Genomic DNA, 19,637 nt, shown 5'->3' on the forward strand with positions numbered 1-19,637 from the left:
AAACGTAAACTTACTATGTCATTTCAGGGAAAGAATATTTTGATTGTTGGAGCAAGTTCAGGAATTGGATACGCGCTTGCCAAAACACTGGAAACCGAAGGGGCGGTGCTTTTTACCGCCTCGCGAACAGCCCCCGAAAATCTGAAAAGTCAACACATTACTTGGGACGTAACCCAAACAGCCACGGGTACTTTTGATGTCTTGCCAGATATACTCCACGGAATCGTGTACGCTCCAGGCACGATTTCGCTCAAGCCCTTTCAGCGCTTTTCGACGGCCGATTTTCAAGCCGATTTCCAAATCAATGTGTTGGGAGCGGTGGCCGTTTTACAAGCCAATTTGAGCAGATTACGTAAAGCAAACGGCGCATCTATTGTGCTTTTCAGCACGGTAGCGGTGCAGACTGGTATGGGATTTCACGCCTCAATCGCTACTTCCAAAGGGGCGATTGAAGGACTCACGCGTTCGTTGGCGGCCGAATTTGCAACGGCCAAAATTCGCTGCAATGCCTTGGCTCCGTCGCTCACCGATACGCCTTTGGCGAGTGGTTTACTTTCAAACGATGAAAAACGAGAAGCTTCAGCCAAGCGGCATCCGCTCGGACGCATTGGCACCCCTGACGATGTAGCATCGGCCGCCAAGTGGCTGCTTTCTGACGAAGCAAGCTGGGTAACGGGGCAAATAATTGGCGTAGACGGGGGCATCGGGAAGTTGAAATAACTCCCCGATGTTATTTTTATAAGAAGTAATTCTGACTTATCGAAGGTCAATTACCTCTACCCCTTTGAATTGGGCAGGGTCAAAAGCGAAGAATTTATCTTCCACCTTTACATTAGGCGTAAGCTTATCTACTTTGAACGTCAGGCGCTGTCCGCTGCGCTGGATTACTTTCCAACTTCTGACGGATTTATCTTTTTTGTCCACTTTAATCTGAACTTTAGACACTTTACTTTCTTTCTTTTCGGGCGAAAGCTCCACCACTTCGTACACGCGTCCACTTTCGGTTACTTCTTCGATAAACACGTATTTGTAGCCTTTTTTGTAGATGGTATATACTTTTGTGGGGTCAATGTCACCTACTTCTTTGGGGTCGTAGGTATTGATGGTCGCTTCGTTGCTTTCTTTGATGTAGGTGGTCATCACCTTACCATCATTGAAAATTTCCTGACCAGCCATTTTCAATCGAAACTTCGTTCCTTTTACGGTTGCGTCCCCTTTCAGGGTTTCTTTGGAGGCTTCATTAGTATACGTGAAGGCAACCTTGAACGAGGTCATTGTTTTGTACTTATTGCTCATCGCGTCTAAGATAGCGGTGGCACGTTTGTCATTTTGGGCTTGGAGGAGCGTAGTCGCAAAAAGCGATGCTATAACCAAAAATTTTCTCATTGTCGTAGGTTTAATTGCTCTTTTTAGACAGTTTTTCACCTTGATGGTTTAAAAACTGTACCGTATTAACAAAATATACGTTGCAAAGTTACCACAAGTCCGTTAACAAGCGACAAAACCTTTACAAACAGCTATGTGCTGTTCGATGAAATCGTCAAAAGCAGGCTTATTCTTTCTTCAATTAAAGGTTTTTGAGCATTTGTTCCAAAGACGCAATATCAGTAATGAGTACTTCGCGTGCTTTGCTTCCCTCAAACGGCCCCACAATACCCGCCGCTTCCAGTTGGTCCATGATGCGCCCCGCGCGGTTGTAGCCCAGTTTAAGCTTGCGCTGAATCAACGATGTACTTCCCTGCTGACTGATGACGATAACCCGTGCCGCCTCATCAAACATAGAATCACGGTCGGCCAAGTCAACAGCTTCTCGGTCGGTTTCATCATCATCTCCGCTGAATTCGGGCAAATTGTAAGCCGACGGATAACCGCGTTGATTCCCAATAAAATCACACACTTCATCAATTTCGTCGGTATCGGCAAATGCACATTGTAAGCGAATCATGTCTGAGCCCGACGAAAGCAACATATCTCCCATGCCCACCAGTTGCTCAGCTCCACCCGTATCCAGAATGGTGCGGGAATCTATTTTTGAGGTAACTCTGAACGACAAACGCGCGGGGAAGTTGGCTTTAATCAAACCCGTAATCACATTGACGGAAGGGCGTTGCGTCGCCACCACCAAGTGAATTCCGATGGCCCGCGCCAACTGCGCCAAACGCGCAATGGGCTGCTCTACTTCTTTGCCAGCGGTCATCATCAAATCAGCCAACTCGTCGATTACCAACACAATATAAGGTAGAAAACAATGCCCGCGCTCGGGACTCAACTGCCGTTGCGTAAACTTAGCGTTGTACTCTTTGACGTTGCGAACGCCCGCTTCTTTCAACAAATTGTAGCGATTGTCCATCTCAATACAGAGGGAATTGAGCGTATGAACCACTTTTTTGGTATCCGTAATAATGGCTTCTTCGCTATTGGGAAGCTTGGCCAAAAAATGTCGCTCAATTTTGTTGAACAAGGTCAATTCCACCTTTTTCGGGTCGACCAAAACAAACTTTAGCAACGCCGGGTGTTTTTTATAAATCAACGAGGCCAACAACACATTCAACCCGACTGATTTTCCCTGCCCTGTGGCACCCGCCATCAATAAGTGAGGCATTTTAGCCAAATCTGTGATAAAAAACTCGTTTGAAATGGTTTTTCCCAAGGCAACCGGCAAGTCAAACGTACTTTCCTGAAATTTCTTACTCGCCAATACCGACCGAATGGAGACCATTTCGCGGTTTTTGTTGGGCACCTCAATTCCGATGGTTCCTTTGCCAGGCATCGGCGCAATGATACGAATCCCCAACGCCGCCAAACTCAACGCAATATCATCTTCTAAACTTTTAATTTTGGAAATACGCACCCCCGCTTCTGGAATAATCTCATAAAGCGTAACGGTCGGTCCAATCGTTGCTTTGATGCTGGCAATGCTGATGCCGTAGTTACCGAGCGTTTCTACAATCCGGTCTTTGTTGGCTTCCAACTCTTCCGCCGTTACTTTTGAACTCCCTTCACCGCGATTATGTAACAAATCAAGCGTTGGAAATTGGTAATTAGGTAAATCAAGCGTTGGGTCATAGGGCCCGTGCTCGGCCACCAAATCGTTGGCTAAGTGGTCAGCATTCGCAAAAGGTACTACAGGAATTTTTGTGGTCGTTCCTGAAACGGGTATCTCATCCGCTGGGCTTTTCTCATCTGTCATCTCATCCGCATTTTCAACAATCAGCGTCAACCCACCAGAGACCGGTTTGGCCGCTGCTTTTCCGTTGGGTAGCTTCCCGTTCAATTCTATCGTTTTAGCTTTTTCAGCTTCAAGGGTCACGGTTTCTTTTTTAGGCTGCGCAACGGCGGGAGCCATCACTTCTTCCTCCTCGTCTTCTATATTGGGTTCAAGATATTTATCTTCTTCCGAAACCACTTCCAAATCAACAGGTCTTGCTCTTCTTTTGATTGGATTCTCAAATCGGTCGGCCAATTCATCGAATGAATTAATTCCGTGAAAATACACCAGCACCGTTCCGAAGCCCCCCAAAACCACAAAGAAGCTACCCCAGCCGATGTAATGGTCTAGTAAACTGTTGATTTCGTAGCCGATTCCGCCGCACAGAAAGCTCATCGAACGCACCGAATCCGTTTTTAAAACGAGAAATCCAAAAAACAGACTAAGCAAAAAAATGTATACTAAGGTGAGTTGCGTGGTGCGTTGAAGTGGTAATAATTCACGCTTTTGCGCAATTTTAAAACCAATCAGAAACAACAAAAACGGGAACCCTAAGGCCGCTATTCCAAACCACCGAAAGATAAAAAAGTGGGAAAGCAACAGGCCAAAAAAGCCCATTCCGTTTTGAGTCTCACGGGAAGATATCCGAAGTTTGGTTGTAAAAGCAGAATCCACCACACTTTGGTCGGCTGCGCCCGTAAACAGATACCACACAAAGGCGCCCAGCATGTACAGCGACAAGAACACCAATGCCCAACCCCACATTTTTTGTTTGCGTGGATCTGAAGGCGTTTGCTTAAACGGGGCTTTCGGTTGCCCCATCTCGCTGCCGGCAGTGCTTTTTCGCTCACGCTTTTGGGGCGTTGAAGGAATAACATTCTTAGCCATCGATGAAAAAAAGGTTAATGTTTATCAATGAATCGTTAATGAGCGTAACTATCAAAAACCGATCAAAACGAAGACAGCCAGTGCGCACGGATTTCCTGCATCATCCAAAATGATGTATTCAAGTAGGGAATATTCTTGCGCAAGCGCTTTTTATGGGGTAAAATTGAAGCTCTATTTCAAGGATTTACAAATCCGCTTGGCCAAGGCTGGTCCTTCATAAATAAAGCCCGTGTAAATCTGCACTAAACTCGCTCCTGCATCCAATTTTTCGCGGGCTTCTTCTGGTGAACCAATCCCTCCTACACCAATGACGGGAAATGAGTGATTTGACTTCTCGCAAATATAACGAATAACTTCGGTCGAACGATGTGTCAATGGGGCTCCGCTTAGCCCGCCAGCTCCGATTTTTTTTACAGTTTCGCCATCAGTTGCTAAATCTGCTCGACTGATGGTCGTATTTGTGGCTATAACACCCGCTATTTTTGACGTAGTAACAATCTCGATGATATCGTCTAATTGGCTATCCGTCAAGTCGGGAGCGATTTTAAGAAGAATGGGTTTAGGTTCCTTTCTAGTAGTTGCAGATTGCCTATTTTCCAATTCTTGACTTCTTTTCTTCAAGGCCAACAAAATCTTGGTCAAAGGTTCTTTTTCTTGCAAATCGCGCAGACCGGGCGTATTCGGCGAGCTTACATTCACCACAAAATAGTCAACGGTATCGTAAAGCTCGTCAAAACATTTAAGGTAATCGTCGAGGGCATTTTCGTTGGGCGTCAGCTTATTTTTACCAATATTTCCCCCAATCAGGATGTTGGTTTTGCGTTGACGCAGTCGCTTAGCCGCCGCCGCCGCTCCCTGATTATTGAATCCCATGCGATTGATGAGCGCCTGGTCGGGCTTCAACCGAAACAACCTTGGTTTATCATTTCCAGGTTGGGCCAAGGGCGTCACGGTCCCGATTTCAACAAAACCAAAGCCCAAACACGCCATCTCTTCCACCAGCTCCGCATTTTTGTCAAATCCAGCGGCCAAGCCTACGGGATTTTTAAACTTCAGACCAAAAACTTCCCGCTCCAGCGAAGGATCTTCGTAGGTAAACAATTGCCTGAACAAAAACGTGATACCAGGAATTTTAAACAAGAATTGGAGGGTTCCGCACACAAAATGATGCACCTGCTCGGCATCAAAGCGAAACAAAATCGGAAGGATGAGCCACTTATACATGGCCACAAAAGTAATAAAAAAATAATCGTCGGACGGTTTAAAACCATCCGACGATTGGATTACGGCCAATTAAGCCTTAAAATACCTGTTGGCGATACGGGATATTGAGCCGAACCCCAAACGTAGCCGAGGTTGTACTCAAATTTTGGGATTCCAACGGGCTTTCCTGTTGGCGAATCATCAATCGACCATCAATGAAAAAATTATGTTTGAGCATATACGACATCCTCAGGTCGGCAAAAGTGGTGTTGACGGGCGTTCCCTGTCCGATAAAATTGCCTTCATCCCGCACCCGAAAGTCATCGTAGGGACGATAAATATTGCTGCCATAATTCCATGAATCCGAATCTACGCCTCGCTTAGAGTAGGTAAACGTACCATAAACCGTCAAACGGCGCGTGGGCTGATAGCGCAATAAGCCCACCACTTCCCAAAAATTTGCCCCCAGCGGGTGCGCCAATGATTGGTCATAATGTACGTAATTATTGAACCCATTTTTGTGCGAATACGTAAAAGGGCGCGCCACGTTGTATTCAGCCTGTAAATCTAAGTTTTTGATACCCAAGGCATCCACATATTTAAGCCCCGCCTGAAATGCATATTTTTTACCCCAAGAACCTTTTTTACCAAAATATTCGGATGTTTTGAACTCATCCAACATAAATTGACTATAAAATCCAAAGTGTTTGAGAAAGTTCCAACGAAAATCCACCCCCAGCAAGGCATTGTCAGAACTGCCCAAATAGGTTTCGAGGTAGCGGTAAAAGATAATAGGATTGAGATAATTGAGGTCAAAAGTATTGTTTTCTCTCCCAAATACTTCTGCCTCATAGATACCTAAGCTGATGTTTTTGGATAAGTTGATGCTGAGGTGGTGAATAGCGGCAAATTTTTTGTTGATAGGCTCTTCGGGCCTCCGACCCACTTGGTTGTAGAGCATGTTCGCCCAAAGGTTGGTATACTGGAATCGCCCCAACTGTGTCGTCATTTTTAGGAATAAGTAAGGCGAACTCCAGTCCGAGAGCAACATAGAGCGGTATCCGCTCCCCATCACGTTTTTATCGTGTCCAAATTGAAGATTGATTTGTTTGATAGGATTGAAAGTAATGTACCCTCTGGCCGAAATAAAATCTACCCCATACGTGCGGATGCTTTTGACAAAACTTTCACCGGGCAATACATACAGCGGATAGCCCAAATAGATTTCTCGAACGTTGAGGGTATAATCTCGTACATACTTACCAAACATTCCCTGCGTATCGGTAACGTAGGTATAAAAACCCAGTTTTTTACCAATAACGCCTCGCATCTCCACCCCCCGTGCCGTCAGCCACAAATAATCTTTGGAGCTGTTTTCTCCGCCCAAAATCAAATGCGTGACAGGGCTTAAATGCAAATCTAAATCCTTGTTTTGAATAGAATAAAAATCAGAAGGCCGCTCGTAAAAACGTTTCATAAACCGTTTTTGGCTCATTGGCGTTTTGTTAGTAGACCACTCCCAGTTATCCTGCCGTAAATAATGAAGATTAAAATAGTCTATGTCGTTGAGCGGCATGGTACGGTCAGCCTCGATACTGTCTAATAGACTCACCACCGCCTTGCGCTGAAATGGCTTCACCCCAATATGAAAATCTTCGGACAAGCGGCCCCGACGAATTTCAAAACGGTCAATCAAATGATAGTAGTCATCGTTGAGTGGCACAAACTGTGATTGGGCAAAAGAAGGTATTTGTAAAACCAACAACCATAAGAAACCGTAGAAGCTACCCCGCAAAAAACACCGCTCTTTTTCCGTGCTTCTTCCCTGTTTCTGTAATCCCATAAGCAGTAGTAATTGTCTAAAACTCATATACGCTGTTAAATTATATCGCTACTTGGCGCAAATTAAGTTATTTTTGTAGCTCTTTAAACAATAGTTTATCCTCTTGAGTAAGTCTTCAAATACCGTATATTTCCCCAATCTTAACGGCGTGCGCTTTATTGCCGCCTTTTCGGTACTCATACACCATATTGAGCAAGTCAAAGAAGTGTTCAAAATTCCGCATTTTTATGATTATCACCTCATAAAAAGTATGGGAAAATTGGGGGTTGATTTATTTTTCGTACTGAGCGGCTTTTTGATTACCTATCTTTTGCTGCACGAAAAAGGCCGTTTTGGGGCCATCAATACCCGTGATTTCTACATTCGGCGTATTTTGCGGATTTGGCCGCTCTATTTTTTAATTGTCATTTTAGCTTTTTTTGTCTTTCCTCATATCCCCTTTTTTGTAGCACCAAACAACGAGATTTCGTTCATGGCGCACAATTTTTATGAGCGTTTGTCACTTTTTTTGATTGTTTTACCCAACATTGGCTTCATCCTTTACGGCTCGCCTTACTTATCAGCCCAAACCTGGTCCATCGGTGTAGAAGAACAATTCTATTACCTCTGGCCTTGGATTATTCAACACCTAACCTGGAAACGCCTGTTAATTACACTAACCGTTTTTTCACTGGGAACTTTCGGTGTGTTTTATGTTTATTACCATTGGGTGGGCAATACGTTCTATGCAAACAACGTGCCTGAAATTATCCGCTTCTTTTTCAGTCAATTCCGCATTTTAACCCTCGTCACTGGGGGCGGCTGTGCGATGCTGGTCTACTACCGCAAAGAAAAAATCCTTAATGTACTTTTTCGCAAAGATGTCCAAATCGTAGTTTACGGTCTACTGCTTTTTTGTCTTGCTACGGGTGTTCACATCAACCACGTCAACTTAGAATTTTACGGGCTATTTTTTGCGTATTTTATTCTCAACGTTTCGAGCAACCCCCGCTCAATTGTCAACTTAGAATACGGCTGGATTTCGTACCTGGGTAAAATCTCCTACGGACTTTATATCTACCAAACAGCTTTTATTGTGTTAAGCGTCCACCTCATTCAATGGGCTTTTGGCAAAGACTTACCACATCTTACCTTCAACCTCATTCTTTATCCGCTGGCTACCTTTCTAACCGTCGGTGTGTCGGCGTTGTCGTATCACTATTTTGAAAAACCTTTTTTGAAACTAAAAGAGCGATTCAGCTCACACTCAACGACCCGATAATTGAATCAGTTCCGCCATTGTGTACGATTTGAGGCCCATTCGTTGGGCTTCGGCCAGCACATTTTCCAACCGACTCACCGAAAACGCGTACGGCTCATCTGATGCCACAAACAAAGGGCGGTGCCCCAAAAGCATCAGAACGGAGTGTGTATTTTTGGCACGAATCAAGCCGTCCTTCAATTGCGCATCGGTGATGTTGGTGTATTGATCAATCAACAGCGAATGTACTTTAGGGTTGCCGTCAAAATGGTAGTAAATATCGTCGATGGCAAAAACGGGCTGCCGAAAAGTAAGCCAAGACACTCGTCGCTCGGTCATGGACACATCACGCAACAGCGTAAAATAATCTTTCAGCAGGCGTCGGTCCGTGTACCACGTTTGTTGGCCACCTACGTGCGCAAAAGTCACGGGATTAAAGCCCGCTTTACGCATGGAAAGCAGCTCGGCTTCGATTTCATAACGGTAAAAATCTTCCAACGCTCCTCCGCCCCGCAGCCAATCCAGCACCCTAATATGGGCGGCTCCGTGGGCGCCGATTTCGTGGCCGTCGCGCACCAACTGATGCAATTGCTCAATTTCTTTGGGCGTAAGGCTGTCAAACTGCGTAACGTAAAAAGTAGCCTTGGCGTTGTATTTCTTTAACAAAGGCCGCAGGCGGGTCCATTCTTCTACGTAGCGATCATCAAACGAAAGCGCAATGCCCGCAGGCGGGGTGTTTGTGTCCAGCGTTGAATCTTGGCATCCAAATAGGCCCAAGCCAATGATTGGCAACAGAAGCAGTAGCTTTTTCATGCGTTTTGTGAGCGGAGATTTGGGTGGATTCCAAACCCTGTTCTATTTCACTTTGCTTTTCCGCAAATGAGTTCGTATTATCGTTGCTACAAATGTAACGCCACAAAACCAAACCGCCTATTTCCTCTTCATTATGTTTGTCCTTACTCAACAACCATCGATTGCTAATCATTTTTTAGCCGAGCTGCGCGACGTCAATATTCAGCAGGATCGCCTGCGTTTTCGTCGTAATTTAGAGCGGGTAGGTGAACTTTTGGCCTATGAAATCTCAAAGTCGTTGCCGTATCGCCAGGCCGACGTTGTTACCCCATTGGGCAAAGCCTCTACGCGGCTGTTACGACAACCGCCAGTGTTGGCCACAATTCTACGCGCTAGCCTGCCTTTTCACCAAGGTTTTCTGCATTTTTTTGACCAAGCCGACAACGCGTTTATCGGTGCTTACCGAGGGCATCACATCGGCGACGACGAGTTTGAAGTAGAAATGGATTACATCACAGCCCCCGATTTGCAGGATCGCACGCTAATTTTGATGGACCCCATGCTCGCCACGGGGCGTTCCATTGAGAAAGTATATCATGCCTTGTTGCGTTTTGGAATTCCTGCCCAAACCCACATTGCTGCCGTCATTGCCAGCCCTGAAGGAGTGTCGTATCTGCAAAATCGGATGTCTGAATGCCGCCTTTGGGTGGGAGCCATTGACGAAAAACTAGACGCGCGCTACTACATCGTTCCTGGTTTAGGAGATGCGGGCGACCTCTCGTTTGGCCCTAAACTATAACTTTTCGCTCATCCAAACCATGTATTTACGGGGCTATCATATCAAACTACTGTTTTTATGGTGGGGCCTCCATTTTTCCACATTTGCCCAAATCCAATCACAACTAAATTTTGATAACTATACCCAACGAGAAGGACTAGTCTCCGATATTACGGTCGATGCCCTGAAAGATAAACGCGGTTTTCTCTGGATTGTAACCCGCAATGGTTTGTGTCGTTATGACGGCCTTCATTTCAAAAATTATACCTATAACCCTACCGATATTCACGGTATTAGGGGGCGTAGACTCTACGCCATCACCGCCGACTCCACAGGCCGAATCTGGATCAGTATGGAAACTGGCGTGTGCTATTACGACGAAACACACGATAACTTTCAGTACGTTTATTATAAAAAAAACAACGGGAGGTGGGTTTTTATGCCCATTCTGGCCGATGGCCCAAACATCTGGATCGCCGCCAACGGCACGGGCCTGATGAAGTACAATTGGGTAAAAAAAAGGCTGTTGGCCACGAAGTTAAGCGAGCGAAAAACCAACTATTTCTTACGACTTTTTAAAAGCCGTAAAGGAGACATTTGGGTAGGCACAATTCACAGCGGCTTGTTTAGGTATTTTCCTAAAACCAATACTTACAAGGAATACGCCCACCAAGACCCAAACATCGAATACAGCGAAAAAAACGAAATCAACAGCATTACGGAAGATGCCGAAGGTAAAATTTGGGTAGGGTCAGAAGGCGGAGGCGTTCAATCTCTTGAGGTAGAAAGTGGTAAATTTGCGTTGTATTATCCCGAACAGAAAAACCTCCAAAAGCCATTTGCGGTCATAAAAAAGGTAGCATTTTTGCCCCAACTTACTGGCGATTCCATTTTATGGTGTGGCACCTTCGGCAAAGGGCTATTTACTTTTAATATTCACACGCACGTTTTTACAAAAGCACTGGTCAATCTTCCCCTTGAGACGAGTTTGGTCAGTCCATTTGTCAACAATTTTTACCTTGACAATCAAAAAAATCTGTGGATAATGACGCAAATGGGCGTCAGTAAAGTAGTTTTTGACGATAATCGAATCCATTCCCTCAAGTTGCCCTTCCTGCAAGAGCTGGGAAACCCTTACATCGACAACAGTATTTTTGAGCTAAAACCTGACCCTCACGATTCTAATATTTTATGGATGGCTTCGTGGGGCTGTGGTGTGTTGAAATACGATTTTAAGCATCAAAAACTACTCAAATCTTACTTGAATACCGATGCCAACGTGGGCCATCGAAACCTACGCTCGGTCTATTTTGACCGCCGAAATCGGCTTTGGGCAGGAACCGAAGACGGGCTTTTTTGGTATGACCCCGTTCATGATGCCTTTCAAGAATTTGAGCTTCAACCTTCCCATCAAGGCGCCAAGAAAGTAATTTATGACATCGTGGCCGACGCTTCTAATACGCTTTGGGTGGCTTCGAGCGGGGGCATTCTGCGCATTGATGCCCAAACCCAGCGCGTCCAACAGTTCAGTACGGAAGCGGGATTGTCTGATTTTGTCGTCAACCGATTATTACTTGACAATCAACAGAATCTTTGGGTAGCAACCCGAAAAGGGCTCAATTATTTTGACACTAAAACGCACAAAATCACCCACTTTATTCAGCAAAACCCTACCAACGACGACCTGAATGTGGTTTTAGGAATGGCTTTTGACCACAAAGGTAAGCTGTGGATTGCCGCGCGCGGCGGCCTTTCGGTGCTGGATGTTCCGCAAAAAACGTTTAAGAATTTTACCGAAAAAGAAGGTTTCAATGCCAGTCAGTGCAATGACTTATTTATTGATTCTGACCAAAATGTGTGGATAAGTACGCAGGGAAATTTGTACGTTTTTGACAAAAAAAATCAGAGTTTCCGTCAATTTACGGTAAATGATGGCTTATTCGGCAGTTTTATGTACGACCGCGTCAGCGCCGTTAACGGGCAACTTTTTGTTAATTTCATTGGTGCGGTCAGCTACTTTCGCCCTTCCAAGTTACTCCAAAACCCCGCCGCAGTCCCGTTGGTTTTTACTGGTTTTAAGGTGCTGGAGCAGGAAATCCCTTTTAATCAAAACCAAGTAGCCTCATCGCCCATCAATATTCATTACCACCAAAATATCATTACCTTTGAATTTACGGCCTTAGACTTTATTAATCCCCAAAAAGCCGTATTCAGCCATAAACTAGAAGGATTTGCCAACGACTGGTCAACCCCTCACGCCAAGCATGCCGTTACGTACACCAACCTTGACGGCGGAGACTACACTTTTTGGGTAAGAACGCTCAATGATTCAGGAAAATGGAATGCCCCTATTTCCTTTAAAATATCAATTGAGCCGCCTTTTTGGAAAACTTGGTGGTTTCGTGCCCTGACATTGACGGCTCTCTTGGGGATTTTGTACTGGTTTTATCGGGCAAAATTGATTCAAGAACGCCGAGAAGCCAGCATTAGACAACAACGGGCCGAAGCAGAAAACAAGGCGCTACGGGCGCAGATGAACCCCCATTTTGTGTTCAATTGCATGAATACCATTGAGTATTATATACTTAGCAATCAGGCAGATAAAGCCTCCACTTTTCTCCAAAATTTCTCTCTTTTGGTAAGGAATATCCTAGAAAATTCACAGTATAACCTGATTCCACTCACGCAGGAGCTGGATACCTTGAAACTGTACATTGAGCTAGAAAAAGAACGCGCCGAAGGGGCTTTTTCTTACGACATAACACTGGATGAAACCGTATCCAACAAATGTCAACTGCCACCTTTGATTCTCCAACCGTTTGTAGAAAATGCCATTTTGCACGGATTAAGGCACAAAACAAATGAAAAAGGACAGCTTTCCATTCGAATTTGGCAGGTCGATAAAAGCCTTTGGGTTGAAGTTCAGGACAATGGTGTAGGCCAAAAAGCAGCCGCCGAAATTCATCAAAAACAACAGCGCAAAAAGCAATCGCTAGGCATGAAAGTAACCGCCGATAGAATTTCGGCGCTGCCCACCCTCGAAGGACAGCCGCGGGGGACTTTTAAGGTGGAGGATATTTTTCCGACGGGTACGCGGATTACGATTCAATTACCCCTTTATTTGTAAACAATAGTACAAATTTCAACTGATTAATTTATGGCAAACATTATCCTTTTGTCTTCTGAACAGGGCCTTACTAACTTTAAAAATTATAAACTCGCCCAAATCGACGGCACCAAAGCCCAAACATTAAGCGATTTTTTCAACGAAATCGAAAAGGCACTCAATCTACCTGATTTTGAACCCGATATGGAGTTATTGGACGGTTTACTGAATGATTTATCGTGGATTAAGCAAGCCAACGTCGCCCTCTACATCACACATTTTGATGCCTTTTTGGCCCGAGAAAAAGAGAAAAAGATGGTTGAACTGCTCAGCCTGTTGGATGCCACCGCCGAAGACTGGAAATGGCTCGACGATGATGATGACATCCCGAAGAAAAACATCAAAATTCTGATTCAACACAGCGAACGGGCAACGGTTATTTTAGAAAAAGAAGAAATCGCTTTTGTCACCCTATAAAAAGTGTGGCCAATCAGCGCTACCGTCCGACGGTTTTGAACCGTCAGACGGTACCAGTTTTCAATAAAAGGCGTCTTCAATGTGCTCAATCCGGGCGGTATGCTGCGTGAGAATGACCGAGATTACGTCAAAACGAATGTCGCCGTGCCAGTCTGTATCAAAAATATACTGCTCAGCGGCTTTCATGATGAGCCGGCGCTTGGTGGCATCTACAAACTCCTCGGGCATTCCAAAACTGACGTTGGTGCGGGTTTTTACCTCAACAAAGGTCAGGATTTTGTTCTTTTTGGCAATAATATCAATCTCCGAATGACGAAAACGATAGTTACGAACCAAAATTTCGTAGCCTTTTTCCTGCAAAAAAGCCGCCGCTTTGTCTTCACCGAGCTTACCCGTATCTAAGTGTTCTGCCATAATTTGCCCTGTTACGCTTGAGGGTTAATAATTTACTCCCCGCCTCTCATGTACACCTTCTGGTACTGCAAAGGTGACTTCCCCGTTTGATTTTTAAACTGGCGGTTGAAATTTGAGACGGTGTTGAACCCGCTTTCGTAACATATTTGGGTGACAGAATATTTTTCTTGCACCAACAGCTTGCACGCATGACCGATGCGAATTTCGCTCACAAAGTCTGAAAAAGTTTTGTTGGTACGACTTTTAAAGTACCGACAAAAAGCCGCTTCGGTCATGTTGGCCAGTGCAGCGACTTCGTTCAGACGAATCTCTTCTTTGAAGTGTTTCATCACGTATTCATACACGCGCTGCATCCGTTCGGTCTCCGACACTTTATGGGTATTGACATAGCCTACGCTCGTAATGTACACCACCTCCGAAGAATTTGCCAAGTGATGTAGCGTGGTCAACAATTCTAAAATGGTCTCAAAACCTTGATTAGACGCTATTTTTTTGAGGTTTTCTCTTACCATTTGGCGGGCTGCTCCCCTGATGTCCAATCCTCTTTGCCCTTTCTCCAACAATTGTTTTAAAACGTGCATTTCGGGTTTATCAAAGAAACCTTCCCCCAGAAAATCTTCCGTAAAGTACGCCACGATACCGTGGGTTTTTAGTTGCGGGTTTCCCTCAAAATACGCCCGGTCGCTCCGCCAAAGGTGCGGAATATTAGGTCCTAAAAAAACGGTATCGCCCGCCTCAAAGTGCCTGATATCATCACCAATGAAGCGTGTACCCGTTCCTTCAAGCACCGTAAAAAGTTGATAATGTGGATGAAAATGCCAATTGGGGTCAAAATGAGCCTCTTGTAGCTCAATCGTCGTAAACGACGCCGATGGCAGTTGTAGTTCTTTTCTTACAGGAATACGCATCTCATTTTTTGGGGTCGTTTTGGGTTACTACTTGCCTTAAGTGTTCGCTGTCCCAGCTTATATCTGTCTCTTCTTTGGCCAGAAATAAGTCGTTTTGCAGGATTTGCTCCTGCCACTGTACTTGCTCACGTACCGATAATGCATACTCTTTCACATTATGGCGATTTTTGGATAGTTTTTCTAGCGATTGCTCATCGTAATGAATAAATTTTTGCCCCTGCCGAGTGGCGGTGTATTTTCGGAAGCCCAACTTGACCATTGCATCCACCCCTAACCTAACCGCCGTATCAAGCGTTTCGCGGTAGATATGCTCCACTTGCATATCCATAAGGTCATAGGCATCATAGCGATTGCGCGCCCGGGCAAAGATGCGCAGATTAGGATATTTTTTCTTGGCGGTTTCAACCAAAAGATGGTTCAGTTCTGGCGGGTCAATGGCCGCAATCAAAATGGCCGCTTCTGAAGCCCCAGCGGCTTCCAGCAAGTCCACTCGGGTAGCATCGCCAAAATACACCTCAAACCCCATTCGCCGTAGTAAATCTACCCGGTCCGAATCATTGTCCAAAATCGTAGCTTTGATTCCATTGGCCCGTAAAAACCGCCCGACGGTACTCCCAAAATGCCCAAACCCGGCGATGATTACTTTGTGTTGGATATCAATCGTGTCGGATTCTTCCTGCTCATCGCCCTTGGTTTTTACGCCAAAATAAGGCTCTATCAGCTTTTCATTGAGCAATAAAACCAACGGCGTGGAGGCCATCGTAATGGCAACGACGGCCATCAGTTTTGCATTCCAAACCGCATCCAATAAATTAATTTGGCTAGAAAATGACAACAAAACGAAGGCAAATTCTCCCACTTGACTAAGTCCAAAAGAAAAGATGAGGTTTTGGTCACTGCTCATTTTGAACAGTTTGCCCGTAATAATCAAAACGACAAATTTGAAGACCAGTACCAACACCACCAGCAACGCAATGGTGGCAGGGTCGCCCATGATTTGGTCAAAATCAATGGTGGCCCCTACGCTCACAAAAAACAATCCAAGCAATAACCCCTTAAACGGTTCAATGTCGCTTTCCAACTCGTGCCGAAACTCCGTATTGGCCAAGACCATTCCGGCCAAAAATGTGCCCAATGCAGGGCTTAATCCTACCGCCTGCATCAGCGCCGCTACACCTACTACGATAAACAAAGCCGCCGCCACAAACAACTCGCGCATTTGGCTTTTAGAAACAAATCGCAGAAAAGGAACGACCAAAAACTTCCCGATTAACAGAATCAATCCCACCACTACAAAAACCGAAATCGCCTGAATCCAAGCGGGTTGCTCCGAAAAAAGCGACGCATGGGTCTCCGCCCCCGCATGTGGTGTACCCAAAAGCGGCAAAAGTGCCAAGATGGGAATGACGGCAATGTCTTGGAAAAGAAGCACCGAAAATGAGGCTTCCCCGGCGATGGTTCTTGAGATATTTTTTTCTTTCAATGTTTGCAATACAATCGCCGTGGAAGACATCGAAAACGCCAACGCCACCGCTAAGGCCATTTCCCATTGCCATTTCATCAACAGAAAACTGATAAAAAGCAAGACCGTTGTCCCCGCTACCTGAAGCCCTCCCAAACCCAGAATGGCTTTTCGCATTTCCCAGAATTTGCGGGGATTAAGCTCTAAACCAATCAAAAAAAGCATCATTACCACCCCAAATTCTGAAGCGTGCATGATGTCCTGCCCGTTTTCGCCCACAAAACCCAATACAAAAGGCCCAATCAATATACCTGCTACCAAATACCCAAGCACGGAACTCAACCCGATTTTTTTGGCAATAGGCACAAGGACAATCGACGCCCCCATAAATACTAATGCTTGAAATAAAAATCCTGTGCTCATTTTGTGGTCGCTATTTTTTTGAGAAGATCATTAATGTAGGTGTGTTGATATAGGTTTGGTTGGTATTGAATATCCTGCCAATTGTCCAAAAATAGCCCAAGCTCAGCAGCATAGTCCGTAAAACCCTGTTTGTCTAAGCGGTGGGTGCCATGAATCACAAAAGGAGGAAAATAATTCATCTTGCAGAGATTGGCCGTTTGCTCAAAAGGACGAAGGAACTCCCTGATAGTAAACCGATTATAACCACTTTCTTGGTACGCCTGCAAACCTCCTCCTACCGTAATGGCCTGTAAAATAGATTTTCCTTCTAAGGAATCTCCACCTGGCCCATACGCCCAACCTACCTCCAGCACCATGTCTATCCATTGCTTCAACAACGGCGGGCAGCTGTACCAATAAAAAGGATGATGCCATATAATCATCTCGTGTTGTAAAAGGAGTTCTTTCTCGTATTCAACATCAATATTGAAATCGGGATAGCGTTCATATAAATCATGAAACGTGACATCCTCTCGATCGGAGTACGACTTTAAAATCAAACGATTGGCTCGGGATCTTTCCAGAAGTGGGTGCGTGAAAATAACAAGAACCTTATTTTTTTCGGGAAGCATAATTGAGTATAAAAGGTCTAATGGGTTGTGTAAAGCCAGATGTAAAAGCCGAGGTAGTGGCTAATACAACACAGTGTTTTTCATCGTTGTTAGCGAATATTGGCATTTTTTGCCACAAAAGAAAGAAAAACTCTTTTTTTTAGTTAAAAAAGAGTCATATCTCTACATCAATTCCCAAGCGCTCTGATACGCATCGAGGCCTTCGACGTAGGTAATAAAATCAGCGTAAAACGGGAATTGCGCCAAGGTAGCGCTATCGCCCACCACGACGAGTTTCTTGCGGGCGCGGGTCATGGCCACGTTCATCCGGCGGATGTCGGCCAAAAAACCAATGATTCCTTCGCTGTTGCTGCGGGTCATGCTGATATATACCACGTCGCGTTCTTGTCCCTGAAAACTATCCACGGTATTGACGGCAATCTGAGTCCGATACGGTTGCAGTTCGGGCACATGGCTGAGTTGTTCGGCCAGTACCTGAATCTGCTGTTTGTAAGGAGCAATCACGGCTATGCTCGGAAAAGTTTCGCCCGTTTTTTGGGTGTCCCACTCGGCCGTAAGGAGCACGAGGTGCTTGAGGAGCAAGGCCGCTTCTTCAGGATTGGTACTGCTGGTGCCTTCCAATTTTTCTTCAAAGCCACAACCTGCAGTGTCAATAAACAACACGGGTTTATCGTCAGCAAAAAGCCGTCGCTGCGCCACCGACGCGTGCGCTTTGAGTTTGTTATGATAAAAAATTCGGGAAGAATAACCCATAATCTGCTCATTCATTCGGTACTGTTCTTCGAGCAGCGTCACTGCCTCGGGATGCGTGTTTACGCACTTTTCGAGCAACGTGGTACTCAATCCGTTTTTGGCTGCAATGTCTGATTTTATCGTGGGGGATAATTGGCAATGGTCGCCCGCTAGAATCACTTTTTGGGCTTTCAGCATCGGAATCCAACACGCAGGCTCAAGCGCCTGACCCGCCTCATCAATCACGACCGTATGATAACGTAATTCCCTGACAGTGTAATGATTAGACCCAACCAATGTAGCCGTAACCACTTGTGCTTTGACCAACAAATCATCAATGATGTACTGCTCAGTATTGCCCACTTCTTTCATAATCTTGTGCGCCTCGTCAAACAGTAACTTGCGTTGGTCACGTTCGGATTTGCCAAAATTACGTTTGTACTTGTGCGCCATACCCTTAAACTCCTGCGCCTGTTTTTTAAGGCGCTTCGCTTCTTTCATTTGGGGGTGTTCGGCCATTTTGCTGTCGAGCGTCAGCGCCACCAATCGTTCGGTGACGCGGGCAGGATTGCCAACGCGCAGCACATTGAGCCCTTCTTCGTGCAGTTTTTCACTCAACAAATCTACTGCGGTATTGCTCGGCGCTACTACAAGCACTTTTTGGTTTTCGGCCTTGACCAACGCCTTGATTGCTTGCACCAAGGTCGTGGTTTTCCCCGTTCCAGGAGGCCCGTGTACGATGGCAAGCTCATTGGCACTCAATATTTTATGGACGGCAGATTGCTGCGAAGAATTCAGTTTTGGGGCACTGAAGTAGGGAACCTGCTCTTGAAAAGTCGGCTTTTTTTCTCCCGTTAAAATATGAACCAACCGCGCAGTGGGTTCGCTCGCGCTTTTGTCGTACACCGCCGCCGCCTGCTTTAGTGCGGATTGCATTTCTTCGTAACTGTTATCGTCAAAAAGAACGTCAATGCCTAGTTTCCCATCCCGCGACCACTCTGGCAGCTCATCAGTACGTAAGGTGATTTTCAGGCGATTGCCGTTTTGGTGCGTTACGGTTCCTTCAACACGGTCGTTTTTGGGGTCGTGGTTGCAAAAAAATACGGCAGGCATCCCAAACCGAAATTGATGCGAAATATCTTGGTGAGTGGTGCGTTCGAGTTCAACGGTCAAATAATCTCCCCGGCTCATTTCAGATCCTCTGATTGCTACCGGATACCACGTCAGGCCGTTGGCCCGGCGCTCGGCCACTGAAGATTGCTCGGTGAGTTTACGGTACTGATTATGGTCTTCTTCCCGTTCGGTTTTTAATAAATCAAGCAGCTTTTTAAAATACTCCATGCCCAAAGGTACGAGATAGTGGCCTAAATGACGTTTTTAATACGTTGATTTTTCCATTTATTGGCTTTTTGGGACTTATTAAATTAAGAGCATGTTTAAATTTTGGAAAAAGGCACCGGAATCATATCTTATGAGCGACCAAACTTATAATCTATGCAAACCTGTTATGAGGTTTTATCCGATGCCCGTTGGCAAGTTATCGAAGAAATTT

At 45.3% G+C, this 19,637-nt stretch carries 15 protein-coding genes; 5 read left to right on the plus strand and 10 right to left on the minus strand.

The window, feature by feature from the left end; genetic code table 11:
- The first annotated feature begins 15 nt into the window (after positions 1–15).
- Complete coding sequence (locus tag DVG78_RS24770) at positions 16–720, plus strand: SDR family NAD(P)-dependent oxidoreductase (protein WP_114463710.1); 705 nt, start codon at positions 16–18, stop codon at positions 718–720.
- 36 nt (positions 721–756) lie between these two features.
- Here DVG78_RS24770 and lolA1 read toward each other — a convergent pair whose 3' ends face one another.
- From lolA1 to DVG78_RS24790, 4 genes are all read right to left on the minus strand, one after another.
- Positions 757–1,386, minus strand: coding sequence for an outer membrane lipoprotein periplasmic chaperone LolA1 (lolA1, locus tag DVG78_RS24775; RefSeq protein ID WP_114463711.1), 630 nt, complete (start codon positions 1,384–1,386; stop codon positions 757–759).
- Positions 1,387–1,567: 181 nt separating this feature from the next.
- Positions 1,568–4,096 (minus strand): FtsK/SpoIIIE family DNA translocase, encoded by a 2,529-nt coding sequence (locus DVG78_RS24780; RefSeq protein WP_114463712.1) that lies wholly within the window; start codon positions 4,094–4,096, stop codon positions 1,568–1,570.
- 171 nt (positions 4,097–4,267) lie between these two features.
- Positions 4,268–5,320 carry a quinone-dependent dihydroorotate dehydrogenase gene (locus DVG78_RS24785; RefSeq protein WP_114463725.1) on the minus strand — a complete coding sequence of 351 codons (1,053 nt, stop codon included), beginning with the start codon at positions 5,318–5,320 and terminating at the stop codon, positions 4,268–4,270.
- A gap of 76 nt (positions 5,321–5,396) precedes the next feature.
- On the minus strand, positions 5,397–7,169 hold the full coding sequence (locus tag DVG78_RS24790) for a hypothetical protein (protein WP_114463713.1): 1,773 nt from the start codon (positions 7,167–7,169) through the stop codon (positions 5,397–5,399).
- Between the two features lie 76 nt (positions 7,170–7,245).
- Here DVG78_RS24790 and DVG78_RS24795 point away from each other — a divergent pair, with 76 nt between their 5' ends.
- Positions 7,246–8,403 (plus strand): acyltransferase family protein, encoded by a 1,158-nt coding sequence (locus tag DVG78_RS24795; RefSeq protein ID WP_114463714.1) that lies wholly within the window; start codon positions 7,246–7,248, stop codon positions 8,401–8,403.
- Here the strand turns inward: DVG78_RS24795 and DVG78_RS24800 are convergent.
- Positions 8,389–9,195, minus strand: a complete 807-nt coding sequence (locus tag DVG78_RS24800; RefSeq protein ID WP_114463715.1) for a polysaccharide deacetylase family protein — start codon at positions 9,193–9,195, stop codon at positions 8,389–8,391. The two genes, DVG78_RS24795 and DVG78_RS24800, sit on opposite strands and share 15 nt — an antisense overlap.
- Before the next feature lie 133 nt (positions 9,196–9,328).
- On the opposite strand from DVG78_RS24800, the gene upp reads away from it, so the two are divergent.
- From upp to DVG78_RS24815, 3 genes are read left to right on the plus strand one after another with little or no spacing between them, the layout of a single operon-like run.
- Complete coding sequence (gene upp, locus DVG78_RS24805; RefSeq protein WP_114067819.1) at positions 9,329–9,973, plus strand: uracil phosphoribosyltransferase; 645 nt, start codon at positions 9,329–9,331, stop codon at positions 9,971–9,973.
- Entirely contained in the window at positions 9,939–13,079 is a 3,141-nt protein-coding gene (locus DVG78_RS24810; RefSeq protein WP_114463716.1) for a sensor histidine kinase, read from the plus strand. The genes upp and DVG78_RS24810 overlap by 35 nt, the downstream gene beginning before the upstream one ends.
- Positions 13,080–13,109: 30 nt before the next feature.
- Entirely contained in the window at positions 13,110–13,535 is a 426-nt protein-coding gene (locus DVG78_RS24815) for a barstar family protein (RefSeq protein ID WP_114463717.1), read from the plus strand.
- A 60-nt stretch (positions 13,536–13,595) separates the two neighbouring features.
- Here the strand turns inward: DVG78_RS24815 and DVG78_RS24820 are convergent, their stop codons facing one another.
- From DVG78_RS24820 to DVG78_RS24840, 5 genes are all read right to left on the minus strand, one after another.
- Positions 13,596–13,949, minus strand: coding sequence for a YraN family protein (locus DVG78_RS24820; RefSeq protein WP_114463718.1), 354 nt, complete (start codon positions 13,947–13,949; stop codon positions 13,596–13,598).
- 32 nt (positions 13,950–13,981) lie between these two features.
- The gene (locus tag DVG78_RS24825) at positions 13,982–14,857 is read right to left on the minus strand and encodes an AraC family transcriptional regulator (RefSeq protein WP_114463719.1); all 876 of its coding nucleotides are present in this window, start codon (positions 14,855–14,857) and stop codon (positions 13,982–13,984) included.
- A 1-nt stretch (position 14,858) separates the two neighbouring features.
- A complete protein-coding gene (locus tag DVG78_RS24830) occupies positions 14,859–16,742 on the minus strand; it encodes a monovalent cation:proton antiporter-2 (CPA2) family protein (RefSeq protein ID WP_114463720.1) in 1,884 nt (627 codons plus the stop codon).
- Complete coding sequence (locus tag DVG78_RS24835) at positions 16,739–17,353, minus strand: NAD(P)H-dependent oxidoreductase (RefSeq protein ID WP_114463721.1); 615 nt, start codon at positions 17,351–17,353, stop codon at positions 16,739–16,741. Before DVG78_RS24835 ends, DVG78_RS24830 begins: the two co-directional genes overlap by 4 nt.
- A 162-nt stretch (positions 17,354–17,515) precedes the next feature.
- Positions 17,516–19,426 carry an AAA domain-containing protein gene (locus DVG78_RS24840; RefSeq protein WP_114463722.1) on the minus strand — a complete coding sequence of 637 codons (1,911 nt, stop codon included), beginning with the start codon at positions 19,424–19,426 and terminating at the stop codon, positions 17,516–17,518.
- Positions 19,427–19,637 lie beyond the last annotated feature (211 nt).

Source organism: Runella aurantiaca, assembly GCF_003339505.1.
Classification (GTDB): Bacteria; Bacteroidota; Bacteroidia; order Cytophagales; family Spirosomataceae; genus Runella; species Runella aurantiaca.

Excerpts from the sequence above, each read along its gene's own strand:
- DVG78_RS24770 (WP_114463710.1), top strand. The coding sequence starts at position 16 with ATGTCATTTCAGGGAAAGAATATTTTGATTGTTGGAGCAAGTTCAGGA.
- lolA1 (WP_114463711.1), bottom strand. The coding sequence starts at position 1,386 with ATGAGAAAATTTTTGGTTATAGCATCGCTTTTTGCGACTACGCTCCTC.
- DVG78_RS24780 (WP_114463712.1), bottom strand. The coding sequence starts at position 4,096 with ATGGCTAAGAATGTTATTCCTTCAACGCCCCAAAAGCGTGAGCGAAAA.
- DVG78_RS24785 (WP_114463725.1), bottom strand. The coding sequence starts at position 5,320 with ATGTATAAGTGGCTCATCCTTCCGATTTTGTTTCGCTTTGATGCCGAG.
- DVG78_RS24790 (WP_114463713.1), bottom strand. The coding sequence starts at position 7,169 with ATGAGTTTTAGACAATTACTACTGCTTATGGGATTACAGAAACAGGGA.
- DVG78_RS24800 (WP_114463715.1), bottom strand. The coding sequence starts at position 9,195 with ATGAAAAAGCTACTGCTTCTGTTGCCAATCATTGGCTTGGGCCTATTT.
- upp (WP_114067819.1), top strand. The coding sequence starts at position 9,329 with ATGTTTGTCCTTACTCAACAACCATCGATTGCTAATCATTTTTTAGCC.
- DVG78_RS24810 (WP_114463716.1), top strand. The coding sequence starts at position 9,939 with ATGCGGGCGACCTCTCGTTTGGCCCTAAACTATAACTTTTCGCTCATC.
- DVG78_RS24815 (WP_114463717.1), top strand. The coding sequence starts at position 13,110 with ATGGCAAACATTATCCTTTTGTCTTCTGAACAGGGCCTTACTAACTTT.
- DVG78_RS24820 (WP_114463718.1), bottom strand. The coding sequence starts at position 13,949 with ATGGCAGAACACTTAGATACGGGTAAGCTCGGTGAAGACAAAGCGGCG.
- DVG78_RS24825 (WP_114463719.1), bottom strand. The coding sequence starts at position 14,857 with ATGCGTATTCCTGTAAGAAAAGAACTACAACTGCCATCGGCGTCGTTT.
- DVG78_RS24830 (WP_114463720.1), bottom strand. The coding sequence starts at position 16,742 with ATGAGCACAGGATTTTTATTTCAAGCATTAGTATTTATGGGGGCGTCG.
- DVG78_RS24835 (WP_114463721.1), bottom strand. The coding sequence starts at position 17,353 with ATGCTTCCCGAAAAAAATAAGGTTCTTGTTATTTTCACGCACCCACTT.
- DVG78_RS24840 (WP_114463722.1), bottom strand. The coding sequence starts at position 19,426 with ATGGAGTATTTTAAAAAGCTGCTTGATTTATTAAAAACCGAACGGGAA.